Source organism: Nocardiopsis sp. ATB16-24 (genome assembly GCF_030271535.1).
Taxonomy (GTDB): domain Bacteria; phylum Actinomycetota; class Actinomycetes; order Streptosporangiales; family Streptosporangiaceae; genus Nocardiopsis.
In genome coordinates this window covers 276,108-299,147 of the sequence record NZ_JASCXJ010000005.1, presented here as the reverse complement: position 1 = coordinate 299,147, position 23,040 = coordinate 276,108, and the positions used below count along the sequence as shown (strand labels likewise).

At 70.1% G+C, this 23,040-nt stretch carries 15 protein-coding genes and 1 pseudogene; 8 read left to right on the top strand and 8 right to left on the bottom strand.

Annotated features, from left to right (window positions below):
* Positions 1 to 1,103: 1,103 nt before the first annotated feature.
* On the bottom strand, positions 1,104 to 2,858 hold the full coding sequence (locus tag PFX91_RS08865) for a serine/threonine protein kinase (protein ID WP_285730773.1): 1,755 nt from the start codon (positions 2,856 to 2,858) through the stop codon (positions 1,104 to 1,106).
* Positions 2,859 to 3,704: 846 nt separating this feature from the next.
* Here PFX91_RS08865 and PFX91_RS08860 point away from each other — a divergent pair.
* On the top strand, positions 3,705 to 4,823 hold the full coding sequence (locus PFX91_RS08860; protein WP_502888277.1) for an endo-1,4-beta-xylanase: 1,119 nt from the start codon (positions 3,705 to 3,707) through the stop codon (positions 4,821 to 4,823).
* Between the two features lie 109 nt (positions 4,824 to 4,932).
* Positions 4,933 to 5,424, top strand: a complete 492-nt coding sequence (locus PFX91_RS08855; RefSeq protein ID WP_285730771.1) for a hypothetical protein — start codon at positions 4,933 to 4,935, stop codon at positions 5,422 to 5,424.
* On the opposite strand, the gene PFX91_RS08850 is transcribed toward PFX91_RS08855, so the two are convergent.
* The 3 genes from PFX91_RS08850 to PFX91_RS08840 all read right to left on the bottom strand — a co-directional run bounded on the left by PFX91_RS08850 (position 5,387) and on the right by PFX91_RS08840 (position 8,382).
* A complete protein-coding gene (locus PFX91_RS08850; RefSeq protein ID WP_285730770.1) occupies positions 5,387 to 5,884 on the bottom strand; it encodes a DUF421 domain-containing protein in 498 nt (165 codons plus the stop codon). The genes PFX91_RS08855 and PFX91_RS08850 overlap by 38 nt on opposite strands.
* Before the next feature lie 166 nt (positions 5,885 to 6,050).
* The gene (locus PFX91_RS08845) at positions 6,051 to 6,752 is read right to left on the bottom strand and encodes a pentapeptide repeat-containing protein (protein WP_285730769.1); all 702 of its coding nucleotides are present in this window, start codon (positions 6,750 to 6,752) and stop codon (positions 6,051 to 6,053) included.
* Between the two features lie 67 nt (positions 6,753 to 6,819).
* The gene (locus PFX91_RS08840) at positions 6,820 to 8,382 is read right to left on the bottom strand and encodes a PucR family transcriptional regulator (RefSeq protein ID WP_285730768.1); all 1,563 of its coding nucleotides are present in this window, start codon (positions 8,380 to 8,382) and stop codon (positions 6,820 to 6,822) included.
* Positions 8,383 to 8,654: 272 nt separating this feature from the next.
* On the opposite strand from PFX91_RS08840, the gene PFX91_RS08835 reads away from it, so the two are divergent.
* The 5 genes and pseudogenes from PFX91_RS08835 to PFX91_RS08815 all read left to right on the top strand — a co-directional run bounded on the left by PFX91_RS08835 (position 8,655) and on the right by PFX91_RS08815 (position 15,437).
* Entirely contained in the window at positions 8,655 to 9,524 is an 870-nt protein-coding gene (locus tag PFX91_RS08835) for an FAD binding domain-containing protein (protein WP_285730767.1), read from the top strand.
* Entirely contained in the window at positions 9,515 to 10,018 is a 504-nt protein-coding gene (locus tag PFX91_RS08830) for a (2Fe-2S)-binding protein (protein ID WP_285730766.1), read from the top strand. Before PFX91_RS08835 ends, PFX91_RS08830 begins: the two co-directional genes overlap by 10 nt.
* Positions 10,015 to 11,397 carry an 8-oxoguanine deaminase gene (locus PFX91_RS08825; protein ID WP_285730765.1) on the top strand — a complete coding sequence of 461 codons (1,383 nt, stop codon included), beginning with the start codon at positions 10,015 to 10,017 and terminating at the stop codon, positions 11,395 to 11,397. Before PFX91_RS08830 ends, PFX91_RS08825 begins: the two co-directional genes overlap by 4 nt.
* Positions 11,397 to 13,829 (top strand): xanthine dehydrogenase subunit D, encoded by a 2,433-nt coding sequence (gene pucD / locus PFX91_RS08820; RefSeq protein WP_285730764.1) that lies wholly within the window; start codon positions 11,397 to 11,399, stop codon positions 13,827 to 13,829. Before PFX91_RS08825 ends, pucD begins: the two co-directional genes overlap by 1 nt.
* Before the next feature lie 166 nt (positions 13,830 to 13,995).
* A pseudogene (locus PFX91_RS08815) lies at positions 13,996 to 15,437 on the top strand (NCS2 family permease).
* A 71-nt stretch (positions 15,438 to 15,508) separates the two neighbouring features.
* Here the strand turns inward: PFX91_RS08815 and PFX91_RS08810 are convergent.
* From PFX91_RS08810 to PFX91_RS08795, 4 genes are all read right to left on the bottom strand, one after another.
* On the bottom strand, positions 15,509 to 16,459 hold the full coding sequence (locus PFX91_RS08810) for a D-alanine--D-alanine ligase family protein (RefSeq protein ID WP_285730762.1): 951 nt from the start codon (positions 16,457 to 16,459) through the stop codon (positions 15,509 to 15,511).
* A 50-nt stretch (positions 16,460 to 16,509) separates the two neighbouring features.
* Positions 16,510 to 17,742, bottom strand: coding sequence for an aminotransferase-like domain-containing protein (locus PFX91_RS08805; RefSeq protein ID WP_285730802.1), 1,233 nt, complete (start codon positions 17,740 to 17,742; stop codon positions 16,510 to 16,512).
* A gap of 804 nt (positions 17,743 to 18,546) precedes the next feature.
* Positions 18,547 to 19,845 carry a GAF domain-containing protein gene (locus PFX91_RS08800; RefSeq protein WP_285730760.1) on the bottom strand — a complete coding sequence of 433 codons (1,299 nt, stop codon included), beginning with the start codon at positions 19,843 to 19,845 and terminating at the stop codon, positions 18,547 to 18,549.
* Between the two features lie 201 nt (positions 19,846 to 20,046).
* Entirely contained in the window at positions 20,047 to 21,579 is a 1,533-nt protein-coding gene (locus PFX91_RS08795) for a PucR family transcriptional regulator (RefSeq protein WP_285730800.1), read from the bottom strand.
* A gap of 352 nt (positions 21,580 to 21,931) precedes the next feature.
* Here PFX91_RS08795 and speB point away from each other — a divergent pair, with 352 nt between their 5' ends.
* Complete coding sequence (gene speB / locus PFX91_RS08790; protein WP_285730758.1) at positions 21,932 to 22,879, top strand: agmatinase; 948 nt, start codon at positions 21,932 to 21,934, stop codon at positions 22,877 to 22,879.
* Positions 22,880 to 23,040: the final 161 nt, after the last annotated feature.

Below are 23,040 nucleotides of genomic sequence, written 5' to 3'. Positions count from 1 at the left end.
GGCCTTTGACACCCCGCTCGGCCGGGCGGGTCTCCCCGCACGGCTGGGGCCTGCTACCGGGCGCTCCGGCGCTTACCCGGACGGGACTTACACCCGCTGGCCTGACACAGCTTTCAGGACGCACCATATGCCCACGCTAGGAAGGACCCCTTCTCCACGTCCACTCCGGGGTCTCACATCGGCTCCCGCCCGAACGCAGCGGATCGGGTGACCACGAGGCCCGCGACCGCGACCTGGACGCCCCGGCACGGGTCCTGCCTCCCCGACCGTGGATCGCGGCGATCACCGACACCGAGTACATCATCCAGCTCGACCCTCCAGGGGACGCACCGGCCCGACCTTGGGTCAAGCACCGACGTGGCCCCGGCGAGAGCCGGTGCCGCCGCCGGGCACGACGCCTTCGGGCGAGTCACAGTGCCGCCGGTGAGCGGCATGAGGCCGACGACGCGCTTGAGGCGGGCGACCCTTGCCACGGCCGGAGAGGCCGGGCGGGGCGAACCGGACCGTCCGGTGCGAAGATCGGGTCGCGCACGGCCTTCATCGCCCGGTCTCCCCCGCTGTGGACCTTCTCCAGGCCGCCGACCCGGGGTCCGGCGACCCCTCCATGGACGCGGTCTGCCCACCGCCGTGGCACCCGCACACCGAACGGGCCGGACACGGCGGCGGCCCGGCCCCGTGGCGCAGGGTCGGGCCGCCGCCTCCAGGAACGGAACGGAAAGTCGCAAAAGGACGTCGGAACGGTCATGGAGGGCCTGGAGGCCTCCCCAGCGGCTCCCGGCCCTCCGTGGACGCTGTGCCGCCCCGACTCGGCCGGCGGCAGGCCCACATCCCCGTGGGCGATGGACTTGGGGAGCATGGGAACGCTCCCACGATCGGATACCGGCAAATTAACAGGATCCCGCTACCTCCACAACGGGGGCTCGGCAGGAAAATCCACGCGCACGGCATCACGTCCCTTGCCCGGAGCGGAGAAGCACGGGCAGCCCATGCGCCAAGAGAGCGGACCATGACATCCGGACACGCCCTGACATCCCCATGAAGGGGCCAGCCCGCAGGGAACGAAAAAGGGCGCGGCGGCCCCCGCCGCCACGCCCCTTACGGGCTCAACCCCAAAAACCGAAGCTGTACAAAAGCCCGTTGGTCGCCGCGATCACGCCCAGGGCCAGCACCGTCCCCGTGACGAAGGAGGTGCGCAGCGACCGCAGCAGGAACTCCACCGCCACCAGGTTGTTCAGGATGAAGTAGCCCAGCATGGTCGCGTGCCAGAAGGAGTCCATCGTCAAGGGCTCGAAATAGTACGGCGCCCCGGTCCACACGTCGGTCTCGGTGGTGAACCACGACCACGCCAGCGCCGCCCCGTACCCCAACGGAATCTGGATCAACGGCAGGATCAACAACGGCAGCAGCTTGACGAACCCCCACAGTCCGGGTTGCTCGGCACGCCGCGCCTGCGACTGCGCCCTTCGGGCGGCCTCCTGCTCGGCGCGCACACGCTCACGGTGCGCACGCTCGGCCTCCTGCCGGCGGCGCTGCTCGAGCTGCTGTTCCTGAGCCAGACGTTGCTCCTCCGCACGCCTGCGCTGTTCTTGCTGTTGACGCTCCTGCTCCTGTCGACGGTAGGCGCCCGCCCCGGCGGAGGCATCACGTCGACCACCGTACAGATCCGCGTAAGGGTCCTGTCCGCCCTGCTGTCGATGCGACGCCTGGGCCTCCTGCCCATAGGCCGCGGTGGCACCCTGCCCGTACTGCGCGGTGGGAGGCACCTGCCGGGCATCGGGGAACCGGGCCGTGGGGTGGTGCCCCTGCTCCCCCAGCACCGACGTGGCACCTTCGGGGCCCGGATCCCCACCCACGACACGGGTGGCCTGGTCATCGCCCCACGCACCCGCCGCGGCGGCCCCGGCCGCACCTGCCACGGCCGCGGCACCCGCCGCACCCGACACCTCGGTGCGTTGGTGGTTGTGCGTCTCACCGGCGGAGGCGGCCAACGCGTCGTTGACCTTGGCCACCTGCTCCTGGACACCCTTCATCATGGCCTCGGGCAACCAGGCCGGTCCCACGTGCACGTCCCCCAGATGGTCCAGGATCTCCCCCGGCCCAGGACGTCCCCGCGCGTCCTTGGAAAGACACGCCGCCACCAGGTGGCGCAGGGATTCGGGAACCCCCGACAGATCAGGTTCCTGACCGATGATCCGCATCACCATCGTGGGCATGTTGCCCTCACCGAAGGGTCCGACCCCCGAGGCCGCGTAGGCCAGCACCGCCCCGTAGGCGAACAGGTCACTGGCGGCGGTCAAAGGCTCGCCCTGCACCTGCTCCGGACTCATGAAACCGGGTGTACCGATGATCGACTGCGTCGCCGCGGTCCCGTCGGTGGCCCGAGCGATACCGAAGTCGATCACCCGGGGGCCGTCCTCGGCCAACAGCACGTTGCCGGGCTTGAGGTCGCGGTGGATCAGACCGACCCGGTGGATCTCCGCCAGTGCCTCGGCCAACCCCGCGGCCAGTACGCGCAGACTGGCCTCGGGAAGCGGACCATGCGCCCGCACCGCCTCGTCCAGTGGTAGGGACGGCACATAGGAGGTCACCAACCACGGCACCTGGTCGTCGGGGTCGGCGTCGATGACCGGGGCGGTGAAGGCACCGCTGACCTGGCGGGCCGCGGCGACCTCGCGGGCGAAGCGCTCACGGAAGGAGGCGTCGGCGGCCATGTGCGGGTGGATGCGCTTGATCGCCACCGCACGCCCACCGGCCGAGCGGCCGAAGAACACCTGTCCCATACCGCCAGAACCCAACCGGCCGATCAGCCGATACCGACCAATGCGTTCGGGGTCACTGGGATCGAGCCTAAGGGACACTACAGCCTCCACACACGACGCTTCGTCAGCCCCCCGGGACCGGAAGGGCGAGCACACCGCTTCCCCCGCAGTGCCACGGACCCGGCGGCGGGAAGACGTCCGGGCCCCAACCTATCGGCGCCCGCGCCCCTTCGATCCCCACCCGGGATCGAAGCGCCCGCGTTCCACAGGACGACGCCCGCGCCCACCACCGCGCCGTACCCGCCCACCGGTGGGGCCGGCCCAGGGCGCCGACGGTGGCCTCCTACCCCGCCACGGCCCGCCCATCCGTCCTCGGCCACAGGGACGTCCGACCCCCATGGCCAGGATCGGTGACACACGAGAGAGGGGCCACGACCCTGCGGCTGCCGTATCCGGTGCGCCGATACTCGGCCGAACACCGCTCACGCCCCGTCGCGGCGAAAGCCCCTCCTCGACCCCGTACGGTGACCCGACGGCGACTCGGCGCGTCATGCGCACCGAACACAGCAGATCAGGGCACAATGGGGCGCACCGTTCGAGCGGTCGGCCATTCGGCGGCACGCCCGCCCCCGCGGCGACGTGATCCGCGCCCCGCTGGTCCGAGCCGACGGCGGCCGGTCCCTCGCGACCGCACCGGTCCCGATGCGCCCGGCCGATCACCGGGCCCCCGAGACCACGGTCGACCGTCTCGGGGACGGAACGAGGGCCTGCCACGCCGCCACCGGCGAGGGCACCCGGTAGGCGAGACCGACCTGGCCGGCGACGCCATGGAGGAGACACTGCGCTACGACCCACCCGTACCGACGACCACCCGCCCCAGCGTCGTGCGCGCCCTGTCGGCCCCTCCCGTCGCCACGAGCGACCGGTAAGGCCGGAACCGACACCATGCGCGGCACGTCCTCCAGAGAACGGCGCACCCCGACCCGAGGACGCGGAGCCATGTTCACAGCCATAGCCCTGTGCGTAGCGGTCTTCCTGACCACCGCGCTCCTTTCGGACAACCTGCCTTCGGGACCACCGGACGAGGGCGAACTCCCCGGCATGGCCCGCACCCACGACATCGAACTCGGCGTCGCCGTCGCGGTCAACCCCCTGGTGCACGACGGCGAGTACCGGTCCGTGATCACCGAGCACTACACCTCGGTGACCGCCGAGAACACCATGAAATGGCAGTACGTCCAGCCCCAACGCCACCAGTTCGACTGGAGCGGTCCCGACACGGTGGTCGGCTTCGCCGAGAGCCACGACCTCAACGTCCGCGGACACACCCTGCTGTGGCACAACCAGCTGCCCTCCTGGTTGGCCCAGGGTTCCTGGAGTCAGGACGAGCTCCGTCAGATCATGCGCGAACACCTGCGGGCGCTGCTGGGGCGCTACAAGGGACGCGTCAGCGCCTGGGACATCATCAACGAACCCTTCGAGGACACCAGCCCCCACCTGCGCGAGAACCTGTGGTACCGGGTCCTGGGCCCGGACTACATCGCCGAGGCGCTGTCCATGGCCCATGAGATCGACCCCGAGGCCAGGCTCTACATCAACGAGTTCGGCATCGAGGGCGGTGGTGACAAGGCCGACGCCCTCCACACCCTGGTCGAGGATCTGCTCCAACGCGGCGTCCCCCTCCATGGCATCGGGTTCCAGGGGCACTTCGTGCACGGCAACGTCCCCGAGGACCTGGCCGACCACATGCGTCGTTTCACCGATCTGGGGCTGGAGGTCAGCGTCACCGAACTCGACGTACGCATCCCCGAGCCGTCACGGGAGGACGCACTCGAAGAGCAGGCCGACGAGTACCGACGCGTCGTCGAAGCCTGCCTGGACGTTCCCCGTTGTGTGAACGTGACGGTGTGGGGCGTCAGCGACCAACACTCCTGGGTCCCCGAATGGTTCCCGGGCTACACCGACGCGCTGCCCTTCGACGAGGACTACGGCCCCAAACCGGCGCTGAGCGGCATGACCGAGGCCCTGTCGCGCCGCCCCTCCCAGCGTCGTCCACACCCCTGACACAGGCCGGAACCATCACAGAGGACGACGAGGCCCCACCACGTACCCGCTCCCGTGTCCCCGTCCCGATTCCTTCGTCCACGACCTGACACGGAAGGGGGAGGACACCATGAGCGACCCCGCTCCCTCGATCCCCCTCAGGGTTCCCCCGGCCCTGCGCCGCTCCCTGGAGCGCTTCTTCGGCCCCGCCTGGGTCGAGGCCCTCCCGGAACCGGCCGCGCGACGACTCCACCACTGGAACCTGCGCCTGACCGGCGCTCCCATGCACGGGCTGGTCGACCTGGTCCTACCGGTCGAACTCCCCGACGGCACTCCCGCCATGCTCAAGCTCCAGCCGGTGGACGAGGAGAGCGCGCGCGGGCCTGGACCCTGGTGCGCGTCCTCGGGCAGGGCCGTGGCGCCCTCCTGGAGGGCGCCACGGCCCTGCCCGAGGTTCCGAGGGTCATCGCTCGGGCTCTGGGGCGATGACGCGTCGGTAGGCCTCGTTCACACGGTGTTCCCCGTCCGAGTCCGCGGCCCCGCCTCGGGACCGGCCTCCCCACCGATGTGGGGGGCGCCCCTTCTTACTCCGGTTCCTCGTCCGGACGCTGGAGGACGCTGATCATGCCGTTGGGCTCGATGTAGGCGCGTTCGACACCGGAGACGTCCTGGATCCCGTACAGACGCAGCTGTTCCGTGACCTCCTCCTCCGTCATGAACTCCCTGCGCATCACACGCCGGTTGAGCCTTCCTTTGTGGATCAGGGGCTTGGGACGTGACTTCAACAGGTGCGACATCACGGGGAAGCGGTAGGACAGGGCGTCGATCACCACGCTCCAGAAGAGGATCGTGATCACGCTCACCACGGAGTCGGTGATCGAACTCGCCTCACCCGAGAGTCCGGGAGCCGCGGCCTGAGCGACCAGGACCACGAGCAGTACGTCGGTGATGCCGATGCCTCCCGCCTCCCGTTGCCCCACCAGGCGCATCAGAAGCAGCACCACCAGATACATCACCGTGCCCCGAATGAAGCTTTCGAGCAGCGGAACGGACATGGCGAATATCGGCTGCCAGTCAGGCATGGTGAATCCCCCTCGACGTGGTCCTCCCATCTTGTTCCCTGCTCGATCCGGGGAGAAAGGACACGGCCGCCGGAGTGGAGATCTTCGTCGTCGATCGGATATCGAAGTGGACGAGAGCCCCGCCTTTACGGTGTAGATTCACATATTGACGCAGAGAGAGGAGCCCTCACTCCGCCACCGTGATCCCCAGGGAGGACAGAATCGTGCCCGCCTGCGCAGGGCTGATGGCGGCTCCTCGCAGATATCCGGCCTGGTCCAGGCCGGGCTCCCCCAGGTCGGCGCCCCGCAGGTCGGCTCCTCCGAATCGGGCGTTGATCAGGTTGGCGCCGCGCAGCCGCGACTCCACCCACACCGTCTCGCGCAGATCGGCACCGGCCAGGTCCGCCTCGTCCATGCGCAGCCCCTCCAGGGTCTGACCGCGCAACGTGATGCCCTTGCAACGTGCCAGCATCAGGTTGCAGTGGGCGAAGGTGTAACCGATACCTCTCAGAGAGGTCAGCCCCGCCCCGATCATCCGGCAACCGGTGAAGGCGGTGTCGGTGAGCAGTGCCCCCTGCCAACGGGTGTTGGCCAGGTCCACCCGCTCGAAGCGGGTGTCGGTGCACTCGGCGTCGGTGAAGACCGCCCCGGCCGCACCCCCGCCGGTGAACACCGCCCCGTCCAGAACGGCCCGCTCCAACCGCGCCCCGTCCAGACGACAGTCGCGAAAGACCGCGTCGACCAGGTCGGCTCCGCGTAGGTCGGCTTCGGCCAGATCACATCGGATGAACACGCGTGGCCCGTCCGCGGGAACGGTGGGCCACGCGCGCAGGTCCCTGCCGGACAGATCGGCGCCGGTGATCTGAGGGTCGGAGAAGTTCACACTCATCGTGGCGAGCCTAGCGACACCCTGAGACGTTCCCCACCGTGCGCGCGGCGGGGTCGGTCCGCTCGCCTCAGTCGCGGAGCTTGAGCGCCAGGAACAGGTCCACCCTGTGCTCCAGACTGCTCAGATCCCGCCCGGTCAGCTCCTCCACCCTGCCGATGCGGTATCTCAGGGTGTTGACGTGCACGTGCATAGCGGCAGCGCAGCGCTGCCATGATCCCGAGTGGGCCAGGAACTGCTCCAACGTCCGCACCAGGTCCGAGCGGTGGTCCCGATCGTAGGCCGTCAAGGGCCCCAGCAACCGCTCCCGGTAGGAGGACTGCACCTCCTGGGGCACCGAGGCCAGCAGCAGCTCGTGCGAGTCGATCTCCGCCCCGGCGATCACCCGGGACCTGCCACCGCGCAGCTCGGCCAGGCGCCGGGCGTGACGTGCCTCCACCGCGGCTCCGCGCAGTTCGGGCACGCCCCACGCCGGGGAGCTCAGGCCGATGGCGAGACGGTGGTCGACCAGGCCCTCCTCCAACACCCGGGCACGGTGGAGCAGTTCGGCCCGGAGTTCTTCGGTGTGGACAGGGGTGTCCGCTCCCCCGCCGTCCACCGGGACGAGGGCCAAGGTGTCCTCCCCTCCCGTGACCACCACTCCGCCGTGGTCACGGACCAGTTCGGTGACCACGCGCCGTACCAGGTCGACGGTGCCGGGTGCGGGCAGCATCGCCGCGCTGACGACCACATGGCCTCCTCCCCCGCCCCCGACCGAGGCGGTGCCACGCAGGAGCTCGGTGACCTCGTCGAAGCGTTGGGCCGCCAACAGTCGGGGAAGTCCCTCCAGGTGTCGGGCGTCGGCCAGCGCGCGCTCCTCGTCACGGCCGCGGGCGATGGCGGCGAGGGAGGCCAGTTCGGCCGCCGACTCGTGCTCCTCGTCGGTCCAGGTGGTGTGATCGCCCTCGCAGACCAGCCACCAGGCGGCCAAGGGATGGGATTCCTTGGTGCGCACCGGCATGAGGGTGAGCGCACGACCGTCCTCCTCGGGCAGGTGGACGGTGTGCGGAAAAGAGGGGACGGTCAAAGCCCTGGCCGCGAGCCACTCGCGTTCGCTCCGGGGCAGGGCCTCACGTGAGGCGGCGACATGGCGCCCGGTGGAGGAGAGGATCCAGGCGTCCTCGCCGGTCGCCCGGGCGAAAGCGCTCGGCAGTTCGGCCCCCGCCGCGACCTCGGCCATGAGCCGGCGGTGGTGGTCGCGGGTCCGGGTCATGGTGCTGATGCGACGTTGTGTCAGGGAGCCCACCACCTCCTCGGTGACCGCGCCGAAGGAGGTCTGCGGGGGGACCTCGAGCAGGGGCAGGTCGTGGGAGCGACAGGCCTCCACCAGGTCCGGGGGGATCTCGCCCAGGGCGGTCCCCGCGCCCAGGGCGACGACTCCGGCGTCGACGATGGAGGACACGAAGGTCGCGGAGTCCTCGGGACGGGTGTGCCACATCATGCCGGTGAGGACGAGCTCACCGCCGCGCAGGTAGCGGGCGGGTTCGAGCAGGTCGGTGGTGTAGGCCCACCGCATCACGCGGTCGGCGTGCTCGGCCCCCGTCACGAATCTCAGGTGCAGCCGCTTGACCGCGAGCAGCTCACTGATGCGCATGGACGTTCCTCTTCATCACTGATGTGGGCGGGTGCGCACCTGCGACCGGTGCGGGGCGCGTCCGGCGGTGGCCGCCGGAGGACACCACTTGTAGGAATCGCCCAACCTTAACCGTTCGGCGGAGGGACACTTCATGTCATCGCTTGCTGGTGAGGAGCACGCTCCCAGTGGTGTACTTCACAGATCACCCGGTAAGCAGGGAACGACGTGACCGAAGAACCGTGCCGACCGCGAGTGGGCGGCGGCGAGACCGTGGCGACAAGAGGACCGACATGGAGTTCCTGAGCCCCTCCACGCTGGAGGAGGCACTCGAGGCCAAGAGCGCCCTACCCGAGGCGGTACCGATCATGGGCGGCACCGACGTGATGGTGGAGCTCAATTTCGACAGGAGGCGCCCGCCCGCCCTGATCGACCTGACCCGGATTCCCGAGCTCGCCGAGTTCGGTCCCGAGGACGGCCGTATCCGCCTGGGCGCGGGCGTGTCCTACACCAAGGTCATCGAGCACCTGTCCGGCAGGGCCCCGGCCCTGGCCAAGGCCTCCCGTTCGGTGGCCTCTCCCCAGATCCGCAATCGGGGCACCGTGGGCGGCAATCTGGGTGGCGCTTCTCCCGCGGGTGAGAGTCATCCGCCGCTGTTGGCCACCGACGCGACGGTCGAACTGGCCTCGGTGCGGGGCAGACGCCGGGTGCCCGCCCGTGAGTTCTATCTGTCGCTGCGCACGACGGCCCGGCGCGAGGACGAGTTGATCACCGCCGTGTTGCTGCCCGAGCCCTCGGGCCCCCAACAGTTCGCCAAGATCGGTACGCGCAACGCGATGGTCATCGCGGTGACCTCGTTCTCGCTGGCGTTGGACTCCGAGCGCCGGACCGTGGGCACGGGTCTGGGTTCGGCGGGTCCCACCCCGTTGCGGGCGGAGGCCGCCGAGGAGTTCTTGTCCGAGGAGTTCGACTGGGAGGGCGGCACCTCGCCCTCCGAATCCGTGGTGCGCCGGTTCGGTGAGTTGGTGGCCGCGGCGGCCCGTCCCATCGACGATCAGCGGGGCAGCGCCGAGTACCGCAGGCACGCACTGTCGGTGATGGCGCGCCGCGCGTTGAGCTGGTCGGTCACCGACTACCGGAAGGGAGTCACGCGATGCGCGTGAGTTTCAACGTCAACGGCGAGGACGTGACGGCCGACGACGTGTGGCCGGGTGAGAGCCTGCTGTACGTACTGCGCGAGCGGTTGGGCCTGCCGGGCAGCAAGAACGCCTGTGAGCAGGGCGAGTGCGGATCGTGCACGGTCTACTTCGACGACGTGACGGCGTGTTCGTGCATGATCGCCGCCGGGCAGGCGCAGGGGCGCCGGGTACGCACCGTGGAGGGTCTGTCCCAGGGGCGGGGGGCCGAGCGTGAGTTGAGCACCGTGCAGGAGGCCTTCGTGGAGGCGGGGGCCGTCCAGTGCGGTTTTTGCACGCCGGGCCTGGTGGTGCAGACCGACGACCTGTTGGAACGCACGGTGGGCGCGGGTCTGCCCGCGCCCGACGACGCCCAGATCCGTGAGGCGTTGGCGGGCAACCTGTGCCGTTGCACCGGGTACGAGAAGATCATCGAGGCGGTGCACCTGGCCGCCGGGCGCAGGAGCGGGGGCGGCGCATGAACGGGTTCGACACCGGTTCCACGGGCGGCGGCGCCTTCGTCATCGAAGGCGCCCATGTGGTCACCGTGGAGGGGGACGAGTACGCCGACGGGCACGTGCTGGTGCGCGGGGGACGGATCGCGGCGGTGGGGCCCGGTCCGGCTCCCGCCGCGGAGGGCGTCGAGCGTGTGGACGGGCGCGGATGTCTGGTCACCCCGGGCCTGGTCAACACCCACCACCACCTCTACCAGTGGGCGACGCAGGGGTTGTTCGCCGACGGCACGCTCTTCGAGTGGCTGGTGGGTTCCTACCGGATCTGGGGGCGGTTGGACGCCGAGGTGGTCTCGGGCACGACCTCGGCGGGACTGGCCCATCTGGCCCTGTCGGGGTGCACCACCGCTTCCGACCACCACTACGTCCACCCCTCGGGGCGCGGCGACATCGTGGCCGCGGAGGTGGAGGCCGCCCGTGAGGTGGGGGTGCGTCTGGATCTGGCCCGCGGGTCGATGGACCGGGGCCGCGGCCAGGGCGGGCTGCCGCCGGACGCCATCGTGGAGACGCTGGAGCGGGCGTTGTCGGGGACCGAGGCCGCCATCGACACCTACCATGACGCCTCCTTCGGTTCGATGACGCGGGTGGCGGTGGCTCCGTGCTCTCCGTTCTCGGTCTCACGCGAGTTGATGGTGGAGTCCGCGGCTCTGGCCCGCGACAGGGGGGTGCGGCTGCACACCCATCTGGCCGAGACCCTCGACGAGGAGGAGCAGTGCCTGGCCGAGTTCGGGTGCACGCCGGTGGAGTACGCCGACGAGCTCGGTTGGCTGGGCGAGGACGTGTGGTTCGCGCACGCGGTGCACCTGTCGGACGCGGCGATCGGGCGGTTGGCGGCCACGGGCACGGGGGTGGCGCACTGTCCCACCTCCAACGCCCGTCTGGGCGCGGGTATCTGCCGGGTCCCCGAACTGTTGGAGGCGGGTGTGCCCGTGGGGTTGGGTGTGGACGGTCCGGCCTCCAGCGAGCTGACCTCGTTGGCCGGTGAGATGCACCAGGCGTTGCTGATGGCACGTGCCCGACAGGGGCCTGGGGCGCTGTCGGCGCGTCAGGCGTTGGAGATGGCGACCCTGGGCGGCGCCCGGGTCCTGGGGCGCGAGAGCGAGCTGGGTTCCCTGACGGTCGGCAAGCTGGCCGACATCGCCCTGTGGCGGGTGGACGGGTTCGGCTACGACGTCATCGACGATCCCGTGGTGGCGGCCGTCTTCGGTCCCCCTCCTCCCCTGGAGCGGCTCTGGGTCGGCGGCGACACCGTCGTCGACCGGGGGGAGCTGCGCACCCTGTCCGCCGAGACGGCCGCCGCGCGGGGTCGTACGGCCCACCGGACCCTGATGCAGGAGGTGAGCCGCTGATGGCGGCGACGATCCGTACCGTGACGGACCTGGCCAGCACCACCGAGGACGGGGTGGGCGCCAGTCCCCGACGTCCCGACGGAACGTTGAAGGTCACCGGTGAGTTCGCCTATTCCTCGGACCTGTGGATGGAGGACATGCTGTGGGGCGCCACCCTGCGCAGCCCTCATCCGCACGCCGAGATCCTGGGCATCGACATCACCGAGGCGGTGAAGGTACCGGGGGTGCACGCGGTCCTCACCCACGAGGACGTGCCGGGGGAGAAACGTTACGGCCTGGAGCATCGGGACCAGCCGGTGCTGGCCTTCGGCAAGGTGCGTTATGAGGGGGAGCCGGTGGCCGTGGTGGCCGCGGACCACCCCGAGACGGCCCGCCGGGCGATGGAGCGCATCCGGGTGGACTACGGGGTGCTGGAGCCGGTCGTGGACTCTCGTAGGGCCGCGCTGGACCCCGACTGTCCTCGCGTGCACGAGGAGGGGACGCTGCCGGAGAACCCCGAACACAATCCTCGCGGCAACCGGTTGCGTTATCAGCCCATTCGCACCGGTGCGTTCTCCGAGGTGGCCGGATCGCAGGAGCGCGAGCGGCGGGTTCTGGAACGACTGCGCGCCGAGGCCGACGTGGTGGTCTCCTCCGAGTACGAGGTCGGCATGCAGGACCAGGCCTTCCTGGGGCCGGAGTCGGGTATGGCCGTACCGGCCGAGGACGGCGGGGTCGACCTGTACGTGGCCACGCAGTGGCTGCACGTCGATCAACGCCAGATCGCCCCCGCCCTGGGTCTGCCGCAGGAGAAGGTACGGCTGACCCTGGCCGGCGTGGGTGGGGCCTTCGGTGCCCGTGAGGACCTGTCGATGCAGATCCACGCCTGCCTTCTGGCGCTGCGCACCGGCAGACCGGTCAAGTTCGTGTACGACCGCGAGGAGTCCTTCTACGGGCACGTGCACCGGCACCCGGCCAGGATGCGCTACGAGCACGGCGCCCGTTCCGACGGCACGTTGCTGTACGCCACGGCGGAGATCATCGTGGACGGCGGCGCCTATGCCTCGGCCACCCCCGCGGTGGTGGGTGTGGCCTCCTCCCTGGGCATCGGTCCCTACGAGGTGCCCCACGTGCTGCTGGACGCCTACGGCGTCTACACCAACAACCCCCCGTGCGGTGCGATGCGCGGCTTCGGCGCGGTACAGGCCTGTTTCGCCTACGAGTCGCAGATGGACCGGCTCGCCGAGGAACTGGGAGTGCACCCGGTCGATCTGCGGATCAAGAACGCCATGTCGCAGGGCTCGCGGATCATCACGGGCCAGGAGATCGACATGCCGCTGCCGATGGCGGAGATGCTGCGGATATGCCGAGACCTGCCGATGCCTCCCGCCCGTGAGGATCTGGCCGACCCTTCCGATCCGCGCATCCTGCCGGGCGGGGTGGCGGGCACCACGCGTGGGGAGGGCGTGGTGCGCGGTGTGGGCTATGGCCTTGGCCTGAAGAACCTGTGCTTCTCGGAGGGGTTCGACGACTACTCCACCGCCCGGGTGCGGTTGGAGGTGAGCGGCGGTGAACCGGTGGTGCTGGTGCACACGGCGGCCGCCGAGGTCGGCCAGGGGCTGGTGACCGTCAAGGGCCAGATCGCCCGGACCGAACTGGGCGTGGAGAAGGTGGTCATCGCCCCCTCCGACACCCAGGTGGGCTCGGCGGGTTCCTCGTCGGCCTCGCGCCAGTCGTACATGACCGGCGGTGCGGTGAAGGTGGCGTGCGCGTCGGTGCGTGCGGAGGTGTTCTCGCTGGCGCGTGAGCGCGGACTGGTACCCGACGACCTGCCCGACACCGACCTGTCGTTGGTCGGGGGCAAGCTGGTGTCGGCCACGGCCGGGGCCCTGGTCTCGCTCGTCGACCTGCTGGGGGAGGCGTCCGACGGCGGCACGGTGGTCGAGAGGACCCGTGAGTACCACCATCGTCCCACCGAGATGCTGGATCCGCGGCTGGGCCAGGGTGCCTCGCACACCCAGTTCGGGATGTGCGTCCACCGCGCGGTGGTGGACGTGGACGTGGAACTGGGCCTGGTGAAGGTGGTCGCGCTGGACGCGGTACAGGACGTGGGCAGGATCCTGCATCCCCAGCAGCTGCTCGGGCAGATCCAGGGCGGTTCCGCACAGGGGCTGGGTCTGGCTCTGATGGAGGAGATCCAGGTCAGGGACGGCCGGATCCGCAATCCTTCGTTCACGGACTACCTGATCCCGACGATCCTGGACACGCCTCCGATGCGGATCGAGGTACTGGAGCATCCGGACCCGCACTCGCCCTACGGTCTGCGGGGGGCGGGTGAGCCCCCCACCCTGTCGTCGACGCCGGCGATCGTGGCCGCGGTGCGCGCGGCGACGGGCAGGGCATTGACGCACGCGCCGGTGCGACCGGAGGACATCGTGGGCATCGAGCTCTAGCCTCGGACGCGGATCTCACGGCCGCCGTCCCGGTGTCAAGGGGACTCTTGGGCACCGGGACGTCTTTCGCGTGAGGGGGTCGCGCACGCCCGCCGTCGGTCACACATAGAGATCATCGCTTCACTCATGGCGACTCCTCGTCCGCCCACCTCGCTCAGGAGAGGACATGACGCATCTCAGGAACGGTGGCCCCTCTTCAGGGGGTCGCTCTCCCATGGACCGCTCCCGACTCGACCGCTTCTTCTTCGTCACCGAGCGCGGTTCCACCCTCGGACGCGAACTCCGGGGCGGACTCACCACCTTCATGGCGATGGCCTACATCATCGTCCTGAACCCGATCATCCTCAGCGGCGTGCCCGACGCCGACGGCGACTTCCTCTCCCCCGCACAGTTGACCACCATGACCGCGTTGGCGGCGGGGCTGGTCACGATCATGATGGGGGTGGTCGGACGCGCGCCGATCGCCTGCGCCGCCGCGCTCGGCGTGATGGCCGTCGTGGCCTACCAGGCCGCTCCCGTGATGACCTGGCCCGAGGTGATGGGCCTGGTGGTGTGGCAGGGCATCGCGATCGTCCTCATGGTCGTCACCGGTGTGCGTGCGGCGGTGATGAACGCGCTGCCGCGGGATCTCAAGGTGGCCATCGGCGTGGGCATCGGCATGTTCGTCGCCCTCATCGGTCTGGCCAACGCCGGGTTCGTCAGTGCCGCCGAGGGCGGCGGTCTCTTGCAGATCGGTGCCGCCGGAGGCGGTGGCCACCTCCAGGGCTGGCCGATCCTGGTCTTCGTGTGCGGCCTGGTGTTGGCCGGTGTCCTGCTGGTGCGCGGGGTGCCCGGCGCGATCTTCTACGGCATCGTCGGCGCCACCGTGCTCGCGATCATCGTCCACCACGCGGCCGGGCTGGAGGTGGAGGAGTGGGGTTCCGCCGCCCCTCAGTTGCCCGGCACCCCCTTCGCGGTGCCCGACTTCGGCCTGTTGCTACGGATCGACCTGTTCGGGGCCTGGTCCTCGGCCGGTGTGACCACCGCCGGGGTCATCCTGTTCACCCTGGTGCTGGCGGGCTTCTTCGACGCCCTGGGCACCATCCTGGCCATCGGCACCAAGGCCGGCATCATCGACGCGTCCGGGCACATGCCGCGCGTCAACCGGATCCTGGTGGCCGACGGCGCCGGTGCCGTGGTCGGAGGGCTGACCAGTTCCTCCGCCACCTTGGTGTTCGTCGAGTCCACGGCGGGGGTGGGCGAGGGAGCCAGGACCGGTCTGGCGAGTGTGGTGACGGGCCTGTTCTTCCTCCTGGCGATCTTCTTCGCCCCGTGTTCGGCGTCGTTCCGGCGCAGGCCGCCTCCGTGGCGATGGTGCTGGTGGGCGCCATGATGATGATGCACATCGGGGAGATCGCCTGGTCGGACCTGTCCGTGGCGATTCCGGCCTTTTTGGCCATCGTGATGATGCCGTTCGCCTACGACATCGCCAGCGGCATCGGTATCGGCGTCATCGCCTACACGGTGATCAAGACCGCCCAGGGGAGCCTGCGGGAGGTGGGTCTGCTGATGTGGGTGCTCTCGGCCGTGTTCGCGTCCCACTTCTCCATGCACGCCCTCGGGCTCTGAACCGGCGTCCGCGCACCCGGTGGCGCCCGACGGGCCTCGCCGAGGGGCCGGCCAGGCCCGTGGGAACGGGCTCAGCCTCGCAACAGCGCCTGGTGGGCCAGGTCCCGGCACACCAGGGCGAAGTCCCTTCCGGCGGCGGCCGCCGCCATGGGGAACGTGGAGGTCTCGGTCAGTCCCGGGGCCACGTTGGTCTCCAGGAAGGCGACACGGCCGTCGGCCTCCACGATGACGTCGGTGCGTGAGAAGTCGCGCAGTCCCAGGACCCGGTGAGCGGTCAGGGCGACCTCGGTGGCGGCCTCGATGGTGTCCGGGTCCAGCCGCGCCGGGCAGAAGAACTCGGTACGCCCGGCGGTGTAGCGGGCCGCGTAGTCGTACACCCCGCCGTCGGGGACGATCTCCACCGGGGGCAACGCCACCGGGCCGTCTCCGGTGTCCAGCACTCCCACGGCCAGTTCGGTGCCCCGCACCTGTTCCTCCACCAGGGCCGAGTCACTGTAGGCGAAGCAGGACACCAGGGCCGCGGACAGGTCCTGTACCGAGGCGACGGGGGTGGCGCCGAACGCCGAGCCCCCGCGGTCGGGTTTGACGAACAGCGCCAGGCCGAGACGGTCGGCCAACCGCTCCAACAGGGCCGGGGCCCCCAGGTCGTGGAAGACCGACTTGGGCAGCACGGTACCGCGCGGCACCCGCACGCCCTGCTCCGCCATGAGCGCCTTGGCCGCGGGCTTGGAGTAGGCCAGGCGGCAGGCGCCGGGACGGGCGCCGACGTAGGGTAGACCGACCAGCTCCAGGACCTCCCGGATGGCTCCGTCCTCGCCCGCCGACCCGTGCAGGACGGGGAAGACCACCTGCGGCGGATCCTGGGAGAGACGGTCCAACAGGGTGGAGTCGACGTCGGCGACCTGGACCTCCACGCCCAGGCGGCGCAGCGACTCGGCGACGCCGCGTCCGGAACGGACGCTCACCTCGTGTTCGGGGGACAGGCCTCCGGCGAGGACGAGGACCCGGTCAAGGTCTGCCACGGCGGGGACCTCCTTCTGTGCTGCTGTCATGGTGTCGGACCCCGGGGTGATCAGGGCAGGTCGGGTGCGGGGGTCTGGGTGCCCTCGGAGTCGGGGGCCAGTGTGGAGCCGAACGTATCACGCAGATCCAGCTCCCCTTCGATCGCTCCGACCAGGCGCCGTACGCCCTCACGGATCTGTTCGGGTGTGGGATAGCAAAAGCTCAGGCGCATGTTGGCCCGACCCCGGCCGTCGGCGTAGAAACCGGTACCGGGGACGTAGGCGACCCGTTCGGTGACGGCGCGGGGCAGCATGGCCTTGGCGTCGATGCCCTCGGGCAGGGTGGCCCAGACGAAGAAGCCTCCCTCGGGGCGGGTCCAGGTGCAGCCCTCGGGCATCATCGCGCTCAGGGCGTTGAGCATGGTGTCACGGCGCTCGCCGTACATGGTGTTGAACGCCTTGATCTGTTCGCGCCAGGGGAAGGTGTCCAGGTAGCGGCGCACCACCAGTTGGTTGAAGGTGGAGTGGCTGAGCATGGCCGACTCGGCGGCGAGGACGAGTTTGGCGCGCACGGCCGACGGGGCGAGCGCCCAACCGATGCGCAGGCCCGGTGAGAGGGTCTTGGACAGAGAACCCAGGTAGACGACGTTGCCCTCGCTCTGGGAGTAGAGGGTGGGTTCGGGGTCGCCGTCGTAGCGCAGCAGACCGTAGGGGTTGTCCTCGACGATGAGCACGTCGTGGCGTTCGCAGGCCTGGATCACGCCGGCACGGCGCTCGGCCGACATCGTGATGCCGGCCGGGTTCTGGAAGTTGGGGACGGTGTAGAAGAACTTCACCGGCCGCCCGTCCAACTCGGCGCGGATGAGCGCCTCCTCCAGCTCCTCGGGGATCACCCCCTGCTCGTCCATGGCCACGTGGCGGATGTCGGCCTGGAAGGCGGCGAAGGTGTTGATGGCGGTGACGTAGGTGGGGGCCTCGGTCAGGACGATGTCGCCCGGATCGACGAAGACGCGGGTGATCAGGTCCAGTGCCTGTTGGGAGCCGACGGTGACGATGACGTCGTCGGGGGCGGCGGTGATGCCCTCCAGGGCCATGTACCCGCACAGTTGTTCGCGCAGGACGGGGTCGCCCTGGGCCGAGCCGTACTGGAGCGCGGCCGCGCCCTCCTCCGACACCACGTCCTTGACCAGGTCGCCGATCTGGTCGAGCGGCAGCGCCGCGACGTTGGGCATGCCTCCGGCGAGGGAGACCACCTCCGGCCGGGAGGCGACCGCGAAGAGCGCCCGGACCTCCGATGCGACCATGCCCTGTGCTCGGCGTGCGTAGCGCCCCACGTGCGGGTCGATACGCGAACCCTGTTGACTGGGCTGCTGCTCTCGGTGGTCAGCGGACACGGTCCACCTCCGAAGGAAGGACGGTCTATGGGATGCGACGGCACGTCGCCTCGGGGTCTTTCACCGTTCCCGGGTTCGACGTCCTTGTCGTCCCCGTGGTTCACACGGTGTCCTGGTCCGCGGTCGGACCGCGAGGAGCGGGTGGGACGGTCGAGGTGTGTGAGCCGCGGGTGATTCCGGCCCGGTAAATGCACAGAGTCTAGCCGAACGGCCCGGTACTGACGCGAAGAACCGCTCCGCGTGCTGTGCACCACACCTCCCCTATCAACCTCTTTGTCCCGCTTCCGCTCCAGGAACTACCCCTTGCGGGCGGACGACTCACCGGACCGTGATCGACATGGGGTGGTCTTTTACCGGTGAAGAGGAGTTCGGGGAGAGGGGCATGGCGTGGGAGCGGATCCCCCAACCCGCTCCCACGCAGCGGCACGTCTTCGAGCGGATCCGCTCGGACGCGCCTTCGACGCGACGGCCCCGGGGGTTCCCCCGAATCCCCAGGCGGGCCCTGCCCGGTCCGCGGGCGCCGTCTTTCGAACATCTCCCCCGAGACCCCCCTCAAGGTCCGAAGGCCGTTGAAGCGCCACACGTCCACCGGAGATCGGCTCGCCGTGCCCTCTCTCGCCCGACGGCCGCCACCGGCCCCGGGCCGCGTGTGGTGCAGTCCATCGCATGGGCGCGGGAGCCGCAACGGTTGCACCACGTTGCGCCCCTGCGCGCTCAGGACCACGGTGCCCTTCCGTCCCGGAGCGCCTCGCGCAGCGTGCGCACCCCGGGCGCCATCGACCCCGGGAGCAGGTCCTCGGGGTGGTCGGGCGTGTTCACCCGCACCCTTATCTCCTCGTTGAGGCGGTAGGGGCGGCTCTTGACGATGCCGCCCAGGCGACGGCGCACCCGGGAGAGTTCGGCGCGCACCGTCACCACGTGTCCGCACGTGCCGAACAGATCCTGTGACAGCTGCGCGCCGGTACGCCCCCGCCGGTGCGCGGCCAACAGGAGCAACAGTTCGGCGTGGCGCGGGGTGAGTCGTCGCACCCACTCCCCGCCGGCTCCGGAGACCACCATCATCGGCGCGGTCGAGGCCAGATCGAGGGTGACCATGGAGGGGGCGAGGCACTCCGTGGGGCGGGGGCGGACCAGCCACCCACCGGGCAGCGGCTCCAGGGCGCACTCCCCCAGCCCGGGCAGCCAAGCAGTACCGGTCTCTGGGCGCATGGGCAGCTGGACGCGCCGGACCGGTTCCATGTGGACGGCGGCGGCCGTCCACCCGGACTCGTCCACGACCAGAGCCTGCTCGCTCATCCCCGCCAGCAGGGGCGCGGCGACCGAGCGCAGCCTCTCCAGATGGGTGTGGTGGATGCTCTGTAGGTTCGCCTCGGCGAGCCGGGCCACCGCGTTGACCAGGGCCAGGGTGGAGGGGTGGATGGTGGAGATCGGCCCGGTGACGTTGATGGCGCCGAGCAGGCGCCCGTCACGCGGGTCGTGGATCGGGGCGCACGCACACGTGAGGACGTGCAGACTGCGGAGGAAGTGCTCGGCGGAGTAGACCTGTACCGGTCGCCCCACGGCCAGGGAGGTGCCGATGGCGTTGGTGCCGGTGTTGCCCTCGTTCCAGAAGGCGCCCTCCACCAGGCCCAGGCGGTCGCCGACGGCGCGCAGGCGGTGGGGCCCCTCGCGCCACAGGATCTGACCGGAGGCGTCGGCGATCAACATGAGGTGGTCGGCCTGGTCGGCGATCGAGATGAGCGAACGGCGGATCAAAGGCAGGACCTCGGCGATGAGAGAGGCCTCGCGCGCACGCTGGAGCTCCTCCGGAGACGACACCCGCAATTGCGGGAATTTGTCGGGTTTAATACCGAAACGTCGCGTTCGTCCCCAAGATTCCTCGATGATCGGGCGCGGAGGAAAAGGAACTGGACCCCCGGCGAACGAGGCTTCGTGCACCTGTCGAAGCAGGCGTGCGTGTTCGCGGGCATCGGCCCCTGCGGGTAGGGCCGTATCCAGCTGGGGAAACGACATATGGCTCCCTGGCTTGGCGTTCGTTATGGAGTTGACGGTGGTGCGTCCGCATGCGAACGGATGTGAGGAAAGGAAAAAGCAGGCGTGTCAAGGAAAGTCGACAACGATTCCTACCTTCCACTTTCCCATCGGATTATGCCTTACTTCGACCGCCGATCGGACTGCGGACGTAATGGCGACGACTGCGCGGACCGGGGCCGGTCATTCGACGCGAAGACGCGTCAGGGCGAACCACAGGCGCATGCGTTGTTCGGCGTCGGACAGGTCCACCCCCAGATCACGCTCGATCCGGCCGATCCGGTAACGGACGCTGTTGCGGTGGACGCCCAGGTCGGCGGCGGTCCGGTCCCAGTTGCCGTGCCGGATGAGCCAGGCCCGCAGGGTCCGACGCAGCGTGCGGGAGGCCTCGTCCCGCTCGGCCAGGGGGCCCAGGACACGGCGGGAGAAGTCTTGCGCGGCGGGCCCCAGAAGGGTGTCGAAGGGATCGGTCCCCTCCTCCATCAACGGCTCTTCGGTCACGCGGGCGCGAGCGAGCAGTGCCCTCACACGGCGATCGGCCTCGGTCAGCTCCTCGGCGGGCACCGGTCCGCTCAGCGCGGCCGTCCAACCATGGGCGAGCAGACGGTCCAGCTGGTCGCGATGGAACGCCTCTCCTCTGTCGCCGAGAACGGCGCGCAGACGATCGGGGGCGGCGTCCGTCAACGGGGTTCCCAGGGACAGCCGAGCGGGGTCGGTGCGACGGCCCCTCTCCAGGGGGTGGGCGTACAGGACCCGATAGGCGCCGGAGGCGGATTCTTCCTTTCGGGAACCGACGAGTCCGGCCAACAGCGACGCGCTCGGGTCGGTGAGTCCACCCTCCAGGAGCAGGCCGGTGAGCAGACGCCCTGAGGCGGTCGACACGTCACGCCGGCGGGTGCGGGCGAGCAGCTCCAGCAGGACGGTCGCGGTGCGAAGGACGGCGCGGTCGGTGATGCCCAACGGTTCGGGGCGTCCCACCAGGACCACACCGTGGTCCTCCGGCGGTGTTCCCACCGTGTGCAGGAAGATCTCCTCGTCCTCCACCCTTGCCTTGGCGCTGCGCGGCCCCCGGGGCCGGGTGAGCCGGTCCACGAGTCCGCTCAGCTCCGCGTCCAGCTCCGCCGGCGCCCCGGGGGTGCGGCTGTCGCCTTCGGGCATGGACGCCGACGGCCGGGCCAGCAGCGCCCAACCACGAAGAGCCTCGGCCAGGACCCGCAGGACCCGCTCCAGGGGCGCGTCGTCGGTGACGGCCAGCGTCAGCGCCTGGTGGGCCTCACCGAGACGACGCAGGTCACGCAGGTGCAGCTCCTCCAGTTCCTCGCCCACGGCCTGGCTGACGGCGGTGAAGGGGGTGGGGCGGGGCACCCGCACCAAGGGCAGCCCCTGGAGCCGACACTGTTCGACCAGCCCGTCCGGAACGGTGTCGTGGACGGGGGTGACACCGAAGCCCACGGCGCTCACCCCCGCCTCGACCAAGGAGCCCACGTAGGCGCCCAGTCCGGCGCCGGTCGGGGGCAGGTTCACTCCTGCGGTGAGCAACAGTTCGCCGCCGCGCAGGTAGGCAGCCGGATCGGTCAGTTCGCTGACCACCGCCCAACCGATACCCGGGTCATCCCCTTCCACGAGCATGGTCAGGCCCAGTTCACGACGTCCCAGGACCCTGCTCAGCGGGACCGTGCGCCTTTCTCCAGAGCCCGTGCCCGGTCTGCCCACCATGTTCATCGTCCCGTTCGGTCGTACCGAGGACGAGGGTGTGCCGACGTCGAACGGCGCCCGCGAGGAGGGACCGAAGCGCGCTTTGTGGCTGCTTCCTCCAAAGAACACCTCACGATTGTGCATTCTAGCCACTGGAGAGTGGCGCAGGCCCTGCTTAACCTGACTCCACGGATGTGACCTGCGACAACACCGATCCGCCGCGCTGAGCGCATCATCGCCGTGGACCACGGACACCGCACACGCCCCGACTCTCGGCGGCGATGTCTGAGGAAGGCGCGCACAGGGCAGGCGCACCGGTGAACACCAAGCCCGACCCGACCGAGGAAGACCACGAAAGGGACGCGATCGCCCGATGAGCACACCGATCGGACCCACCGACTCCAGTCTCGTACCGCGCTTCGCCGGACCGGCGACCTTCGCCCGGCTGCCCCGCATCGACCAGGTGGAGCGGGCCGACATCGCCGTGGTCGGCGTCCCCTTCGACTCGGGCGTGTCCTACCGCCCCGGTGCGCGTTTCGGCCCCTCGGCCATCCGCGAGGCCAGCCGTCTGCTACGCCCCTACAACCCGGGACTGGACGTGTCCCCGTTCGCCGACGTGCAGGTGGTCGACGGAGGCGACATCGCCGTCAATCCCTTCTCCATCGGTGAGGCGGTGGAGACCCTGGACGAGGCCTCCTCCGAGTTCGTCCAGGCGGGCACCCGCCTGGTCACCCTGGGAGGCGACCACACCATCGCGCTGCCACTGCTGCGCTCGGCCTACCGCAAGTACGGGCCGATCGCCCTGTTGCACTTCGACGCCCACCTGGACACCTGGGACACCTACTTCGGTGAGCCCTACACCCACGGCACCCCGTTCCGCCGGGCGGTGGAGGAGGGCATCCTCGACACCGAGGCCCTGTGCCACGTGGGCACCCGCGGCCCGCTGTACGGCAAGAAGGACCTGGAGGACGACCGCAGGTTCGGATTCGGCATCGTCACCTCCGCCGACGTCATGCGTAAGGGCGTGGACGAGATCGCCGACGCGCTGCGCCGGCGCATCGGTGACCGCCCTCTGTACGTGTCGGTGGACATCGACGTGCTCGACCCCGCGCACGCGCCCGGCACCGGAACTCCGGAGGCGGGCGGACTGACGAGCCGCGAGTTGCTGGAACTGCTGCGCGGACTGTCCACCTGCAACCTGGTGGGCGCCGACGTGGTGGAGGTCGCGCCGGCCTACGACCACGCACAGATCACCGCCACCGCCGCCTCGCACGTGGCCTACGACCTGGTCAGCGTGCTGGCCCTGAACCACGGGGGCTGAGCCCCCCCGGCGGGGAACCCCCGCCAGGTCCCGGCCACGGCCGGGACCTGACCGCCCCGGGCCGGTGATCCCGCGCCCGGTGCAACGTCCGACCCGAACCCATCCGCCCCGGACGTTCGCGCCCCACCTCCCAAGGGCGTTCCTCCCTCTCCCCTGGGCCC